The 14495-nt window shown below is 54.3% G+C and carries 14 protein-coding genes and 6 tRNA genes; 17 read left to right on the top strand and 3 right to left on the bottom strand.

What is annotated here, in order from left to right; genetic code table 11:
* Positions 1-28 precede the first annotated feature (28 nt).
* Positions 29-898 carry a PD-(D/E)XK nuclease family protein gene (locus CQ018_RS00310; RefSeq protein WP_105548002.1) on the bottom strand — a complete coding sequence of 290 codons (870 nt, stop codon included), beginning with the start codon at positions 896-898 and terminating at the stop codon, positions 29-31.
* 208 nt (positions 899-1106) lie between these two features.
* On the opposite strand from CQ018_RS00310, the gene CQ018_RS00315 reads away from it, so the two are divergent.
* From CQ018_RS00315 to CQ018_RS00350, 8 genes are all read left to right on the top strand, one after another.
* Positions 1107-1179, top strand: a tRNA-Gly gene (locus CQ018_RS00315).
* Between the two features lie 53 nt (positions 1180-1232).
* Positions 1233-1303: transfer RNA gene (locus tag CQ018_RS00320), tRNA-Cys, on the top strand.
* Between the two features lie 27 nt (positions 1304-1330).
* A tRNA-Val gene (locus tag CQ018_RS00325) sits at positions 1331-1402 on the top strand.
* A 33-nt stretch (positions 1403-1435) separates the two neighbouring features.
* Positions 1436-1508: transfer RNA gene (locus CQ018_RS00330), tRNA-Gly, on the top strand.
* A gap of 83 nt (positions 1509-1591) precedes the next feature.
* Positions 1592-1663: transfer RNA gene (locus tag CQ018_RS00335), tRNA-Val, on the top strand.
* Between the two features lie 32 nt (positions 1664-1695).
* Positions 1696-1768 (top strand) — tRNA-Gly (locus CQ018_RS00340).
* Positions 1769-2075: 307 nt separating this feature from the next.
* Positions 2076-2303, top strand: coding sequence for an antitoxin (locus CQ018_RS00345; protein ID WP_105548003.1), 228 nt, complete (start codon positions 2076-2078; stop codon positions 2301-2303).
* Between the two features lie 152 nt (positions 2304-2455).
* Complete coding sequence (locus CQ018_RS00350; RefSeq protein ID WP_105548638.1) at positions 2456-3607, top strand: benzoate/H(+) symporter BenE family transporter; 1152 nt, start codon at positions 2456-2458, stop codon at positions 3605-3607.
* Positions 3608-3702: 95 nt separating this feature from the next.
* Here the strand turns inward: CQ018_RS00350 and zapE are convergent, their stop codons facing one another.
* Positions 3703-4740 carry a cell division protein ZapE gene (gene zapE / locus CQ018_RS00355; RefSeq protein ID WP_105548004.1) on the bottom strand — a complete coding sequence of 346 codons (1038 nt, stop codon included), beginning with the start codon at positions 4738-4740 and terminating at the stop codon, positions 3703-3705.
* Positions 4741-5004: 264 nt separating this feature from the next.
* Here zapE and CQ018_RS00360 point away from each other — a divergent pair, with 264 nt between their 5' ends.
* The 3 genes from CQ018_RS00360 to ybaK all read left to right on the top strand — a co-directional run bounded on the left by CQ018_RS00360 (position 5005) and on the right by ybaK (position 6988).
* Positions 5005-5913, top strand: a complete 909-nt coding sequence (locus tag CQ018_RS00360; RefSeq protein ID WP_105548005.1) for a sulfurtransferase — start codon at positions 5005-5007, stop codon at positions 5911-5913.
* A 4-nt stretch (positions 5914-5917) separates the two neighbouring features.
* Positions 5918-6367, top strand: a complete 450-nt coding sequence (locus CQ018_RS00365; RefSeq protein WP_105548006.1) for a SufE family protein — start codon at positions 5918-5920, stop codon at positions 6365-6367.
* A gap of 111 nt (positions 6368-6478) precedes the next feature.
* On the top strand, positions 6479-6988 hold the full coding sequence (gene ybaK, locus CQ018_RS00370; RefSeq protein WP_105548007.1) for a Cys-tRNA(Pro) deacylase: 510 nt from the start codon (positions 6479-6481) through the stop codon (positions 6986-6988).
* Here ybaK and CQ018_RS00375 read toward each other — a convergent pair.
* Positions 6985-8232: a S9 family peptidase gene (locus CQ018_RS00375; RefSeq protein ID WP_105548008.1), complete on the bottom strand. Its 1248-nt coding sequence runs from the start codon at positions 8230-8232 to the stop codon at positions 6985-6987. The genes ybaK and CQ018_RS00375 overlap by 4 nt on opposite strands.
* Positions 8233-8375: 143 nt before the next feature.
* Here CQ018_RS00375 and msrB point away from each other — a divergent pair, with 143 nt between their 5' ends.
* The 6 genes from msrB to CQ018_RS00405 all read left to right on the top strand — a co-directional run bounded on the left by msrB (position 8376) and on the right by CQ018_RS00405 (position 14493).
* Positions 8376-8798, top strand: coding sequence for a peptide-methionine (R)-S-oxide reductase MsrB (gene msrB, locus CQ018_RS00380; RefSeq protein WP_308728839.1), 423 nt, complete (start codon positions 8376-8378; stop codon positions 8796-8798).
* Positions 8799-9022: 224 nt separating this feature from the next.
* A complete protein-coding gene (locus CQ018_RS00385) occupies positions 9023-10396 on the top strand; it encodes a DUF6421 family protein (protein ID WP_105548009.1) in 1374 nt (457 codons plus the stop codon).
* 102 nt (positions 10397-10498) lie between these two features.
* The gene (locus tag CQ018_RS00390; protein WP_105548010.1) at positions 10499-11227 is read left to right on the top strand and encodes an SDR family NAD(P)-dependent oxidoreductase; all 729 of its coding nucleotides are present in this window, start codon (positions 10499-10501) and stop codon (positions 11225-11227) included.
* Positions 11228-11317: 90 nt separating this feature from the next.
* The gene (locus CQ018_RS00395) at positions 11318-12373 is read left to right on the top strand and encodes a low specificity L-threonine aldolase (RefSeq protein WP_105548011.1); all 1056 of its coding nucleotides are present in this window, start codon (positions 11318-11320) and stop codon (positions 12371-12373) included.
* 101 nt (positions 12374-12474) lie between these two features.
* Entirely contained in the window at positions 12475-13110 is a 636-nt protein-coding gene (locus CQ018_RS00400; RefSeq protein WP_105548012.1) for a DUF3000 domain-containing protein, read from the top strand.
* A gap of 72 nt (positions 13111-13182) precedes the next feature.
* Positions 13183-14493 (top strand): HRDC domain-containing protein, encoded by a 1311-nt coding sequence (locus CQ018_RS00405; RefSeq protein ID WP_105548013.1) that lies wholly within the window; start codon positions 13183-13185, stop codon positions 14491-14493.
* The last annotated feature ends 2 nt before the right edge of the window (positions 14494-14495 follow it).

A 14495-nucleotide genomic window follows, 5' to 3' on the forward strand; every position in this document is an offset into this window, starting at 1 on the left:
CAAACTCACTCATGACGGTGCCTGCTTCCTAGTCTACCGAGCGACCTACGGTTTGATTTCCCGGCGGTGGTCCGACGCTTTGAAGAGCCGGGCCAGCATCCCGGACACGCTGAGCAGCGCCCCACAGTTGACGTAGTGACCAGAATTTCGACCAATACGCGGGTAAAACATCCGGATTGGCCATAACTGTTTGTACTTCCGTTTGCCCCAACGCCACACCTAAGAGCATTGGGTCATGTGAGTATTTCCACGGTTCCCAGGTTCCCGTTGCAGCGTCAACCACCATTTCTTCTGCTTTGGCACCGGCGGCAAGCTGCATGACGACCTTCGGGTCAAGTGTTTTCACTCTCCCGTCACGATCGGTTCCCCGGGTTTTGTAGTCGATTAAACATATTCGTCCTCCGATGGTTGCCACAAGATCAAGAGTTCCGGCGTAGCCCACAGATTCATTCCACACGGTAACTTCGGTAGCTAGTGGTTGAACCTTGTATTGCTCCCACCATTCATCAAAACGTCCAGCAAACGCTTCTTCGCCATGTTCTTTCAGCGCCTCGCGGGCTTGGGCCGCCTGATGTGGCCGCCCCATGGCCCGCAGGGCAATTTCTTCGCAATACTGATGAACCCTGTCGCCACGAGCCGCTGCGGCATTCCGATATTCCACGGCAGCACTCGATGCTTGTCTGGCCAAGGTCTTTAGCTTTGCGCTATCGCCTATGGCCGAGCCAAGCCGATCATCTTGAATTACCGCGGTGGCGGCCATATGGCCAATCCATCCATCTAGATCTATTTTTTCTTGGCCGATAACGGTGGTGATTGAGGGAACTTCGGGAAGTCCACCAATTTTGCGTGAATACATCCGACCAAAATCTGTTTGCTGGGCCAGCTGTGGTGAAGTCATAAAAAAGATTTTTCCATGCCTTTCCGACGATTGAGCCTTTTCGTTCACCCGACCGCTTTTTCTAAACCCCGTAATCATGCGGATTATTCAAAGATTTCGAAGGTGAAGAGCGCCGATTTGGAACTTTGGGTAAACGTCGTATAGAGTTTTTACTCGTTGGAACGCCGCCAAACGGAACGGAAACGAACCGTGCGGAAAGCACAACATTGTGGACATAGCTCAGCTGGTAGAGCGCGACCTTGCCAAGGTCGAGGTCGCGAGTTCGAACCTCGTTGTCCACTCGCAATAGATTCACCGGATCAGTTTACTGATCTAGCCAACATCTGTTGGTTATGGTGGGGTGGCCGAGAGGCGAGGCACCGGCCTGCAAAGCCGTTTACGCGGGTTCGAATCCCGTCCCCACCTCGTAGTACTTTTGTAAAAATGAAATATGGGCGATTGGCGCAGCGGTAGCGCGCTTCCCTGACACGGAAGAGGTCACTGGTTCGATCCCAGTATCGCCCACGAAAAATCAACAAGTAACTGTTGGTTATTCACGTGGACATAGCTCAGCTGGTAGAGCGCGACCTTGCCAAGGTCGAGGTCGCGAGTTCGAACCTCGTTGTCCACTCGAAGAAATAATGGACCTCAATTCATTTCTTGAAAAGGGGTCCTTATTCTTTGGCTTTCCAAAGAAGCCAAGTAAGAAACTTTGGGCGATTGGCGCAGCGGTAGCGCGCTTCCCTGACACGGAAGAGGTCACTGGTTCGATCCCAGTATCGCCCACGAAAAATCACAAGTAACTGTTGGTTATTCCCGTGGACATAGCTCAGCTGGTAGAGCGCGACCTTGCCAAGGTCGAGGTCGCGAGTTCGAACCTCGTTGTCCACTCTGAATAAAGACCGGCCGATTCATTTGAATCGGCCGGTCTTCTCTTTTGCCCCGCAAGCGGCATGCGCCCGATTTCAAGGCTCCCCATACATCCCCATTGGGTTCTTTCAATGACGAAGTATTACACGTCAAACCATAGTTATGAATTTTCTGGCGCATCGATCTGGTGAGAAGTGACGGCTCACAGACAATTCCATGCAAACTTTGGAAAAAATACGTGTTCGCTTGTTGATTTGTGTCTCAATGCACATATGATGAACTTAGTCGGGAGCGTTCATAGCTCCCAGGTATTGAGAGGAGGTGCCTTTTGTCTATTTTTGACGAGCTGAAGGGCAAGGCCGAAGAGTTGAAGGACAAGGCCGCCGATTTGATCCAGGAGAACTCCGAAAAGATCACCGGTGCAATTGATCAGGCTGGAGACTTCATCGACGAGAAGACCGGCGGTAAGTTCGCCGATAAGGTCGATAAGGTCCAGGATGGTGCCAAAGGCCTCCTCGACAAGGTTGATGGTGACGATCAGGCGCCAACCGCCTAATTTCCTCACCTAGCTTGTAGGACTTGTGCCCTGAAGGCACGACAAACGAGTGCCGGTACCGCCGTGAGGCGGAACCGGCGCTTGTTGTTTGTATAGAGAGAAATGTTTTGACACGCATCGTTCAACAGCACGCAGCCAAAAAGCCAAATTCGATGCAACCAGTCATGGCGGGTTTGGTCACGGCATTGGTCGGCTACACATCCTCATTTGCCGTGGTTCTCACCGGGCTCAAAGCCGTGGGAGCAAATGAAGCGCAAGCTGCTTCAGGGCTTTTCGCCCTCACCATCACCTTCGCCATCTGCGCGATCGGTCTGGCATGGTTCACCAAGCGTCCTATCACCACTGCCTGGTCTACCCCGGGGGCTGCACTATTGCTTGGCGCCGGCGGCTTGAATCTTGGTTGGAATCAGGCTGTTGGCGCATTCATTATGACCGGTGTCCTGATCGCAGCCACCGGAGCCATACCTTGGTTAGGGCGCCTACTTGCTGCAATCCCGGTTCCACTGGCACAGGCGATGCTGGCTGGAGTTCTACTCCAGCTATGCTTAGCACCGTTTGTTGCCTTAGCGCAGATCCCATTGTATGTAGCTCCGGTCATTATAATCTGGCTAGTGTTCCTGCGGCTTAGCCCGCGCTGGGCGGTTCCCGCTGCTATGGCCACGGCTCTGATCATTGCAGGTTTCACCATGGGACAAGCAACGGACAGTGGGGCCATGAGTCAGCTGCTACCAACGCTAGTGTTTACTATCCCCGAATTCAGCATCCAGGCATTTACCGGAATCACGTTACCTCTCTTTGTTGTGACCATGGCATCACAAAATGTACCCGGCGTTGCGGTGCTGGCAAGTTTTGACTATAAAACTCCCTGGCGTGCTTCAATGATCAGCACAGGCATTGGCACCTCAGTTGCCGGAATCTTCGGTGGACATGCTATTAATCTTGCAGCCATCTCCGCCGCGCTGGCTGCCGGTGAAGAAGCAGGTGAAGACCGCTCTCGCAGATGGATCGCCGCCGTGTCATCGGGTGGGTTCTATATCCTCTTGGGTCTAGCTTCTGCCGCCATCACTGCTCTGGCTTCGGCGAGCCCTAGCGGATTACTCGAAGCCGCCGCCGGGCTAGCATTACTTGGAACTTTGGGGACTGCCGCATCCTCGGCTCTGGCGGATCCAAGCAGCAGGATGAGCTCTCTAGTTGCATTTTTGATTGCTGGTTCAGGTCTTAGTTTCGCCGGAATCGGCGGAGCATTCTGGGCATTACTTGCGGGGTTGGCGCTGCGTTTCCTCATCGAACAAAAGCGCTCCTAAAAATTTTTCTTACCCACAAGGCTAAGGCCGCTTGGATTTCCTACAGGAAATCCAAGCGGCCTTAGCCTTGTCAATCGAACTATCTGGGGCTCGCGTTAGAGCGCTGGCTCTCCGGTCTGACCTTCACGGGCAAGCGCCGTCAACCGTGATACGGCGCGGAAGTACTTCTTCTGGTAACCGCCAGCCATCATCTCCGGGGTAAACAGCTCGGAGAACGGCTTGCCTGAGGCAACGATTGGCACATCCTTGTCGTACAAACGGTCGGCCAAAACCACAAAGCGCAGGGCAACCGATTGTTCGGTGATGGTTTCAACGTTGTGTAGCACCATCACATCGGTTTCGCCCACCAACGCTCGGTAACGGCTCGGGTGAACCTTTGAAAGGTGCTCGGCAAGATCTGCGAACTCATCAACCGAGTACCGCTTATCGCCATAGCGTTCCTGAGCGAATTCCTCTATGACCGAATCATCCAATGGTTCCGGGGCATCTGGAAGCCCACGGTGCCGGAAGTCAACACCATCAACACGGTGAACATCGAATTGCTCGGAGAGAACCTTAATTTCGCGTTGGAAATCAACAGCAGCAAATCTTCCCTCGCCCAACGCACCGGGAAGCGTGTTCGATGTTGCTGCGATCTTTACTCCGGCGTCCGCAAGTTCCCGCATAAGCCGAGACATCAATACGGTGTCCCCCGGGTCATCGAGTTCAAATTCATCGATGCAGACCAACGAGTAGGTGCTCAATACATCAACAGTTTGACGGAAGGAAAGTGCACCAACGAGGTTCGTATATTCGACGAACGTACCAAATGCTTTGCGACCCGGGGCGATATGCCACAGCGAAGCCAAAAGGTGAGTTTTACCCACACCGAATCCACCATCAAGGTAGATCCCGGATTTCTCGACTTTCTTCTTGCCAAAAAGCTTGCCCAGGAAACCGCCCTTGGAGCCACCAATATTTGCCCCAAAGTGCCTGAGCTTGGTGACCGCTTCGGCCTGGGACGGAGCCGATGCATCCGGTCGGTAGGTCTCAAAAGACACCTCGCCAAAACGGTAGGACGGGTGGAAGCCGGCAAGCAGCTCTTCAATCGAGACCGATGGGGTCCGTTGGGAAAGGTGCGCAATCGTGGCCATACGGCGAAGCGGTCCTTAGCGTCGAGGTGAGAAAGTGATCGGCGCGCAAAGCACGCCCCCGCCATTTTACGCCGTGAGATTCCACAACCCCTAAATTCTGATCTTCATAGGTGATCAGGGGCACTAATCACCGGTTTTCCCGGACGCTTGAAGCGAAATATGGCGTGAGATGACTCAAGAGTCGCCGAACCTCTTGCATAGCTCGCTAGGCTAGTAGGTAAGTATCATCCCCACTTTAACTTCTTGTTGCGAGGTCAATTCATCATGAGCCTGCCCATCGACGCCAACCCCCGGTTTGCCGCCTACGCCCACCCCGAGCGTTTGGTCACCACCGAATGGCTGGCAGCAAATCTTTCCGCCCCTGGTCTGGTCATCCTCGAATCCAATGAGGACTTCTTGCTGTACGACACCGGCCACATTGCAAACGCAGTAAAGGTTGACTGGCATACGGATCTAAATGATGAAGATACCCGCGACTATGTTGATGGTGAGGCCTTTGCCCAGCTGATGGCTTCCAAGGGTATTAGCCGCGATTCAACGGTTGTCATATACGGAGACAAGTCCAACTGGTGGGCAGCCTACGCGCTGTGGGTCTTTACACTCTTTGGTCACGAGGATGTTCGTTTGCTTGATGGTGGCCGCGATAAGTGGATTGCCGAAGGCCGTGAACTCACCCGCGAAAAGCCGGTCATCACGCAGACCGGCTACCCGGTAATTACCCGTGATGACAATGCAATCCGTGCTTTCCTCCCCGAGGTGCTCGAGCACTTTGGCAAGCCAATGATCGATGTTCGCTCAACCGAGGAATACACCGGTGAGCGTACCCACATGCCTGCGTACCCTGAGGAAGGCACCCTTCGCGGTGGCCACATTCCTTCGGCAGCATCGGTGCCATGGGCACTTGCGGCTGCCGATGATGGAACCTTCCGCAGCCGTGAAGAACTTGAGGAAATCTACCTCAGCAATGCCGGGCTTACCGCAGGCGATGACATCATCGCTTACTGCCGTATTGGTGAGCGTTCAAGCCACACTTGGTTTGCCTTGCAATTCTTGCTCGGTTTTGAAAACGTACGCAACTACGATGGTTCATGGACCGAGTGGGGCAACGCAGTTCGCGTACCGATCGTCAAGGGTATCGAACCTGGTGCCGTTCCTGCAGGATATGGAGCCTAAGCGCATGAGCGAATTGCCTAAGGAATTGGCGGAAATTGTTGATGATTTTCAAGCTGTCACCGAACGTGAGCGCTTGGAATTGCTTCTGGAGTTCTCCGAAGAACTCCCGGCACTCCCCCAACGCTTTGCCGATCATCCAGATCTGTTGGAACAGGTTGTCGAATGCCAGTCGCCACTATTTTTAACTATTGAAGTTGAGCCCGAGGGCCAGCGAAATGTTTCGTTGTTTTTCTCCGCTCCACCGGAAGCACCCACGACTCGTGGCTTTGCCTCGATCCTGCATCAGGGTCTGAATGGTTTGCCGGCGGAAGCGCTGCTCGCGGTTCCCGATGATATGCCCAACACCTTGGGGCTGACTAGGGCACTGACCCCACTGCGTTTACGCGGCATGACCGCAATGCTCGGACGCATCAAGCGTCAGGTGACCGAACGCATTCAGGCTCCAGCAGTCTAAAAGTTACCAAAAATAGTCTTTCGGTTTGCACCGGGGTTCAAGACTGAGAAGATGTTTGGGTATCGCTATTACTGGTACCCAAACTTTTCTTTAAGGAGCATCCACACCCTCATGGCTAAGAAGAAGGTACATGCTACAGCCGGTACACCGGCCACCACGCTCCTAGAGAAGGAGAAGGTTGCATATACAGTGCATGTTTATGCGCATGATCCAGCGGCAGCATCTTTCGGTTTAGAAGCCGCACAGGCACTTGGAGTTCCAGCCAAACGTGTTTTCAAGACATTGCTTGTAGCTACCGGGCAGCCCGGAGCTGCCGCCTTGGCTGTTGGAATTGTGCCAGTGGATAAGACCCTTGATTTGAAGGCCATAGCTACGGCCTTGGGCATCAAAAAAGTTGAGATGGCAGATCCTGCGGTTGCCGAGCGGCGCACGGGATATGTGGTGGGTGGGATTTCCCCGCTGGGCCAACGCCAACCATCACGAACCATTCTTGATACAAGTGCATTGAGCCATGAAACGATCTTCATTTCAGGTGGACACCGAGGCCTTGATATTGAATTAGCGGCGAGCGATCTGCAACGACTCACCAATGCATTAATTGCGCATATCGCTGCGCATTAGTTCTCAGCGTCGAATCCTGGCCTGTTTGAGTTCAGGATATTGCGCACAAATGCACTGACTTCGCGATCCCACCTCTGCGGATCCACATTCCATTCCCGAGTGTGTCCAGCTCGCGTATAGCGCTTAAGCGTCACGGTTTGTGGATTGAGTTCGGCCAACTGTTCCGAAGGTCCAATCGGAACGAAATCATCGTCTTCACTATGCAGGATCAACGTGGGGATGCGTAGCTGGTCGTGCTTCTCAACCCAGTTCAATTCTTTGAGATCTAGGGGAGCTGCTAAACCTGTCATCCAGCGTCCGGCCTTATTGCTGAGCAGCCATTGCGCGAATTGACCCACTGCCTCGGGGATCCTATTGAGCTTTGCTTGGTGGGAGAGTACATCAATCCAGTTAATAACCGGGCCGTCTAGTACCAGTGCCGAGATCTTCCGTGCATGAGATGATTTGTCTGCTAATTGCAAGCTAACTGCGCCGCCCATTGACCAGCCAAAGAGCATAATTTCGTTTGCTCCTCGAGCCAAGGCAAAGTCGATTGCAGCTTCAATATCCGGCCATTCGGTGCCACCTAGGCCATAACGTCCATCGATTGCCGCAGGTGCAATGCCGTCGTTTCGGTAGGAGACAAGTAATGAAGTTAGTCCGAGTCCACCTAGGGTGGACAGTGCACGGATACCTTCCTTGCGGTTTGCCCCACGGCCGTGAACACAAATGGCCCAGACGTGCTTATGCTCGACACCAGGTATTAACCAAGCCGGAGCATCCCCATTTTCCGTGGGAATTTGAACTTCTTCAAATTCGATCCCAGCATCCGCCGGAGAATCAAAAATGACTCCGGAGAGTCGGCCTCGCGCAGCAGTGCCAATGTCTCCGGAATAGACTTCTTCAACGATGCGGGTGACCGTCCCGTCCCCCACACGATAATCTTTAGGCTCCCCTAGACGGGCGTGGCCGGTATCGGCAGCAAAAAACAGTGAGTATCGACCCGGGGCCGTTGAGTCTTTGGTAGCCGGAAGAATCACTTCATAGCCATCTTCTGTGTGAAGTACCGCAAGAATCGCTAAGCTTTCCTCGGGCACTGCATCGGGTGTTACCACACGCCGTGCAAAGTATGCAGCCAACGCTGAAACACTTCCTGCAAAGAGCGATCCTGCAACGGCACCTATTCCTGCGCCTACGAGGGCAATACTCAGGCCTTTGCCTGTTGTTTTAGGGCTTGGGCGGCGGGATGGTCGTTGAGCCTTCATAGTTCAATCATCGCAAATGATTGCTGATCCTTAGGCGGCAACTCACCGTCTTCTTTGCTGGAGCATTCGTTCTCTTCGTTTGGGACAATAGGTGCGGGCGTATTCTCGGGAATGATGGAGCGCCTTGCGACGTTGTGGCTAGTGTGAGTGATATCCAGCCTTCAGAACCAGTTATCAGCAAATCCGATACTCAATGGCGCGCGGAGCTAAGTCCCGAGGAGTTCCGGGTTCTTCGTCAGGCAGGGACGGAACGTCCCTTTACCGGAGAGTACTGGGACACCACCACGCAGGGAGTTTATGCATGTCGCGCCTGCGGCCAGGAACTGTTTACCAGCAATGAAAAATTTGATGCTGGCTGCGGTTGGCCATCATTCTTCGCGCCCTTGGCCGAGGATCGGGTTCGCTATGTTCGTGATGTTTCGATGGGCATGGCACGCGTTGAGGTGCTCTGCTCTGCCTGTGAATCACATCTTGGCCATGTTTTTGAAGGCGAAGGATTCAATACCCCCACCGACCAGCGCTATTGTATGAACTCTGTGTCGTTGACGCTGAAGCACACTAGCTAAGGGGCATTCTTGAGGCCGCTGTTTGGAAAAGTAAGTTTCTTCCTTGTGGCCAAGCACTGAACAATCGGTGGCATAACGCCTGTATGATACCCCTTAGCAATAGACCTGCTATTGCTAAGGGGTACTTTAGACCAGTATTGCTTACATCTCATTAGGCTGTAAATGAATAGTGCCGCGGCAGCTGCCGCTAGCTCGAACATCTACACCGAAAGGGGTGCCTTCACATGACTCATGCAACACTTCCTAAGCCACTATCCAATGCTGAGCTTATTTCGTCCACACAGTGGATCGCCCTAAAAATGGCTGCTACCGAATTTCAGACCCTGCAGGTCCATGATGGTTCGATCCCCGAAGCTACAGATCACCCACGAGCAACCAGCTTGGTCGCTACGATCATTGAATCCATCGAATCTTTAGCGCCGCAGTTTAGTCATGACGCCGCATACATCACCGCTGTCATCAAAGACCTCAGCACCTGGGTTACCAACGGCTTCAAGATTCCAGATTTCCTTGATGCATTGCTCGAATTCCAGCCGCAAACCCAGCGCGACGATGGGTTGCGTCATCTGGTAATTTTTCCCATGTATACCCAGAATGGTTCAACCAACAGACTGCTTGAGGCGGTACTTGTTGAAGTGATTTGGCCGGAGTTTATTGCCGGGCTTGAAGCAGGCAATTATTCCAATAAACTATTTGTTCCGCTTCGTTTCTTGGACTTCACGCCTGGATATGACACCAACTCTGCGGTCCTTTTCCCCGAGTCGGTTGCCATTAGGCAAACCCCGGCATTCAGCTGGGGGGCAATCTTCCAAGACCGTGAAGCTGCGCGTTTCCGTAAAGTACTCAAGGCTGCTGCACAAATCACCGACCTAGAGCTACCAAAAGATGCCGCGGTAATGCTCGAGGATCAATCCCTCAGCGAAAAAACGTTTGTCATGTGGGACATGATCCATGACCGTACCCACATGCGCGGAGATCTTCCCTTTGATCCGTTCATGATCAAGCAACGCATGCCATATTTCCTCTACTCGCTCGAAGAGCTACGCTGCGATCTCACAGCATTTCGTGAATGCGTGAAAATTCAGGCTGATGAGACGCAAAGTAGTGAAACCCGCGAACACTCAAGGTTAGTGCAATATGCAGTGATCTTTGACAGGATTTTCCGCTTTGCCATCACCGGTTCCCGCATTCGTAACTACGACGGGTTGGGCGGTCAACTGCTCTTTGCTTGGATGCACCAACACCATGTGCTGCACTGGACCGACACCAAACTCACCATCGATTGGGAAGAGGTACCGGCCGTAGTTTCGGCCTTGGGAGACGCCATTGACGATTTGTATTGGCGTTCGATCGATCGACCCAAGATTGCGCATTGGCTTGCCGCGTACCAGCTGGTTTCCACAACTCTCACGCCTCATCCCGCTTCCACGTGGGCCAAGGGTCCCGATGCGTTACCGCTAACTGCACCGTTGCGTGAGATGACCGATCAGGTCCTCGATGACGAATTTCCTCTTTCAATGTTCTATGAGGCGTTGAGCAAGAAAATGACTCCGGTTATTGATTCAACGATTGGCATCACCGGGTCCAGCTCGTTGTAGCCAACATTTATCACCCAAGCTTGTGGGGTGTGCATGCAATTCTTGGGGGAATGCTTGCACACCCCACATGGAAACTCACCCTCGAGGTCTAGACTCACGATTATGGCTACACTAACGGATCTAACTGTACTCATCGCAGGTGCCACCTCAGCCGCCGGGGTCGCAGCAGCGCGGGCGCTAAGCAACGCCGGGGCCACGGTACTTGCCGCTGGATCCAACGCAGAACGTCTGGCCGAACGGCTCCCCTTTGTACACGGGCGCTACGAGGTTGACCTGGCAAATCACGGCGCGGTCAGCGAATTGCATCAGCTTATCGACACCGAACGCGGTCCCATTGATGGGCTATTTCATTTAGTCGGCGGCTGGCGCGGAGGCAAAGGGCTGGCCGGGCAAAACGATGAAGATGCAGATTTCTTGCATACCCAAATCGTCACCACGCTACGAAACACCACGAGAGTTTTCCACGAGGACTTACTTGCTTCGCGGTGCGGTCGGGTAGCAATTGTTAGTGCCACAGCCGTCGATACTCCGACCGGTTCAAACGCCAACTACAGCACGGCCAAGGCGGGAGCCGAGGCTTGGATACGCTCGGTTGCAGCGGCTCTGACTTCTGCCCAATCCGGGAACAAAGATCAGCCCACACCCCAGCGCGCGGCAGCAGTCCGCTGGGTCATTAAAGCCTTCAGTGATGAAGCCACGCGACAGGCACATCCCGAACGTAACACCGCCGGTTTCACCGACGTTACGGCACTTGGCGATGCCGCAATTTCCTTATTCACTAGCGATGCAGCAAGCATCAACGGCGCGCGTCTACGTCTGCCAACACTCTGAGATCGGCATTACACTTTTGAATGAGTGTGTTTTAGAAATCTTTTACTCTTGCAGCTCTTTTCATTTTCCACAGGTTAGGACTCAACACCCGTGACTTCACCACTTCACGATTCTTCGGTACGCGGCTTTGCTTCAGATAATTACTCGGGGGTTCACCCGGAAGTACTCGAGGCCCTGACAAATGCCAATGGCGGGCATCAAGTCTCTTACGGCGAAGACCAATACACACAACAACTCGAAGCAGTCATTAAGGGACATTTTGGTGCCGAGGCAACCATTTTCCCGGTCTTTAACGGCACGGGTGCAAACGTCACTGCCCTGCAGTCCCTACTACCACGCTGGGGGGCAGTGATCTGCGCCAGTACCGCACATATCAACGTGGATGAAAACGGTGCACCCGAACGTATTGGTGGGATGAAGCTTCTCTCCGTTGACACTCCGGACGGCAAACTCACCCCAGAGCTCATCGATCAGCAAGCCTGGGGTTGGGGCGATGAACACCGGGCCCAGCCACTTGCCGTTTCGTTGACCCAATCAACAGAACTTGGCACTCTCTACACCCTTGATGAACTGCGGGCCATTACCTCACACGCCCACGCCAAGGGCATGCGTGTGCACATGGATGGTGCCCGCATCGCCAACGCGGCCGCTGCCTTAGGCGTCAGCCTGGGCGAGATGAGCACAGAGGTGGGAATCGATATCTTATCCCTGGGTGGCACCAAGAACGGGATCATGTTTGGCGAGGGAATTGTTGTGCTCTCTCCAAACATTGCAGATTCCATGAAGTATCTGCGCAAAATGAATATGCAGCTGGCTTCGAAAATGCGTTTCATTTCCGCCCAGCTGCTGGCCCTCTATGGCACGGAGTTGTGGCTCAGCTCGGCAACTCACGCAAATACAATGGCCGCGAAACTCAGCTCCGCGGTGGCATTGGTTCCAGGTGTTGAGCTTGTCTACCCCACCGAAGCCAACGGAGTATTTGCCGCGTTGCCCAACGCTGCCGCCGATGCCCTGCGCGAACGATTCCGTTTCTACGATTGGGATCGAGCGGCCGGACAGGTGAGGTGGATGTGTTCCTTTGACACCACCGAGGCAGACGTTGAGGCCTTTGTTGTGGCACTAAAGGAAGAAATGGCCGCGCTTTAAGCTTCGCTGCTTACCGGCTCAAGGCATCCCGGGCTGGAGAAGAAACTCGTTCCCGGCGTGCCTTGAGCCACCAAACGCTCGTGGCACTTTAGACTCACCATGTGAGTTCACATGGACCAATATCAGCAGTACCGCCCGCATTCCTCGATGCGCTGGCAGCGGTGCGCCGCACCAACTGCCGTAGTGAATTGCGCCTCGAGGAAATTCCAGCGCCGGCCCGACTAGCCCCCTATGCGCTGGCACTAGCCGCAGACGTACATGAACGTCTACCGCGCCGATTGAGCAGCACCAAGGCAGCGAGCGAGCCACAAAGCACGTCCCTCGGCGAGGAATTAGCGACCGGTCGCTTCGTGCTTTTGCATGATCCAGCGGGCTCTTCCCTCTGGGATGGCACCTTCCGTATCGTTACCTATATTCGAGCCCGTATGGAATCCGAAATGGGCAATGATGCAATGCTCGGTTCGGTGGCATGGACGTGGCTGGTTGATGCGTTGGATCAGTCGGGAGCCGAATATCGGCAAGCGGGCGGCACCGCAACGCGCGTGCTTTCGGAAAGCTATGGGACTCTTGCCGATCGCACAGACACCATTGATATTGAATTACGTGCCTCGTGGACGCCAGGAGATGAAAATATTTCCAAACACCTTCAAGCGTGGGCGGACATGGTCTGCACCTTTGCCGGGCTACCTCCATTGCCCCAGGGAGTTACGGCACTGCCGTACCGTAGATTGTCCTAATTCGCATTCAACCACGCCCGCACGTGATACATATCCGCAGGACCTGACTTCGGTACTAGAATTGGAAACATCATGACCCGTACCGAACACGCACAGCGCTCAGGCGCGCCAGACCCAGTCCTTTCCAATACTTCCGATGCAACTGTGGCAGATGGCACCGTTGCCCAGGAAGTTGCCGAACCCGTCTTGCTGGATATGCCGCGTGACGGGGTTCCAGAGGTCATCGCCACGCTACCCGCACTCAAGCGTGCCGCACGCGCAATTGCCGCGGGCACCGGCCCGGTTTCGGTTGATGCCGAACGTGCTTCCGGGTTCCGCTATGGTCAACGTGCGTTCTTGGTACAAATACGCCGCGAAGGTTCTGGAACCTGGCTTATTGACCCAGTTCCCTTTGAAAATCTTGATGAAATCCAAGAGGCCATCGGCGATGAAATCTGGATCTTGCATGCAGCGTCCCAAGACCTGCCTTGTCTTGCCGAGCTTGGGATGGCACCCTCAGTACTCTTTGACACAGAACTCGCGGCACGAATTGCCGGACTACCACGTGTAGGTTTAGGACCGGCAGTTGAATCGCTGTTGGGTTTAAAGCTTGCTAAGGAGCACTCGGCTGCCGACTGGTCCACCCGTCCGCTTCCGGAACCATGGCTACGTTATGCCGCGCTGGATGTTGAAGTTCTCGATGTGCTGCGCCTTGAATTGATCAAGATCCTTGAGGCCGATCAGAAGATCGAGATTGCCGAGCAGGAGTTTGAGGCAGTACGTACCGCTCCCCCGGCACCACCACGCGTTGACCCCTGGCGCCGAACATCGGGACTACATCAGATTCGAGAGCGCCGTACGCTTGCTGCGGTAAAGAATCTCTGGGAAGCCCGTGAAGCATTGGCCAAAAGCCGCGATGTTGCACCCGGGCGGCTGATTCCCGATTCCGCGCTCATTGCCGCAGCTAAGGCCATGCCAACAAGCGTTCCGGCACTACTCAAAACCAAGGGATTCCACGGCCGCTCGGCATCCAAGGATGCCCCACGCTGGCTCAAGGCGTTGCAAGACGCTCGTTTTGCCAAGGAACTACCGCCAAATCAGGTTCCCTCAAATGCTCCGCCGCCACCGCGCGTCTGGGCAGATAAGGATCCGCTGGCGGCCGCGCGACTACAGACCGCACGCGCTAGGATCTCCCGGATTTCCGAGTCGATGAATATTCCCCTAGAGAATCTGCTGACCCCGGATTATTTGCGTCGCATTTGCTGGCGTCCCCCGTCGGAGATTGATCCGGATTCGGTAGCTCAAGCACTCGCTGAGTTAGGTGCCCGACAATGGCAAATCGATGCTCTTGCCCCGGTCATAACCGTGGCCCTTCTTGACCCAGATGAGCTTGAAGGCCGCTAGAT

Source organism: Arthrobacter sp. MYb227, from assembly GCF_002975435.1.
GTDB lineage: Bacteria > Actinomycetota > Actinomycetes > Actinomycetales > Micrococcaceae > Paeniglutamicibacter.

What these genes read in the sequence shown, in the direction of transcription:
- CQ018_RS00385 (WP_105548009.1), top strand. Translation starts at nt 9,023, where the DNA reads ATGACTCATGCAACACTTCCTAAGCCACTATCCAATGCTGAGCTTATT.
- ybaK (WP_105548007.1), top strand. Translation starts at nt 6,479, where the DNA reads ATGGCTAAGAAGAAGGTACATGCTACAGCCGGTACACCGGCCACCACG.
- zapE (WP_105548004.1), bottom strand. Translation starts at nt 4,740, where the DNA reads ATGGCCACGATTGCGCACCTTTCCCAACGGACCCCATCGGTCTCGATT.
- CQ018_RS00375 (WP_105548008.1), bottom strand. Translation starts at nt 8,232, where the DNA reads ATGAAGGCTCAACGACCATCCCGCCGCCCAAGCCCTAAAACAACAGGC.
- CQ018_RS00365 (WP_105548006.1), top strand. Translation starts at nt 5,918, where the DNA reads ATGAGCGAATTGCCTAAGGAATTGGCGGAAATTGTTGATGATTTTCAA.
- CQ018_RS00405 (WP_105548013.1), top strand. Translation starts at nt 13,183, where the DNA reads ATGACCCGTACCGAACACGCACAGCGCTCAGGCGCGCCAGACCCAGTC.
- CQ018_RS00350 (WP_105548638.1), top strand. Translation starts at nt 2,456, where the DNA reads ATGCAACCAGTCATGGCGGGTTTGGTCACGGCATTGGTCGGCTACACA.
- CQ018_RS00310 (WP_105548002.1), bottom strand. Translation starts at nt 898, where the DNA reads ATGACTTCACCACAGCTGGCCCAGCAAACAGATTTTGGTCGGATGTAT.
- CQ018_RS00360 (WP_105548005.1), top strand. Translation starts at nt 5,005, where the DNA reads ATGAGCCTGCCCATCGACGCCAACCCCCGGTTTGCCGCCTACGCCCAC.
- CQ018_RS00390 (WP_105548010.1), top strand. Translation starts at nt 10,499, where the DNA reads ATGGCTACACTAACGGATCTAACTGTACTCATCGCAGGTGCCACCTCA.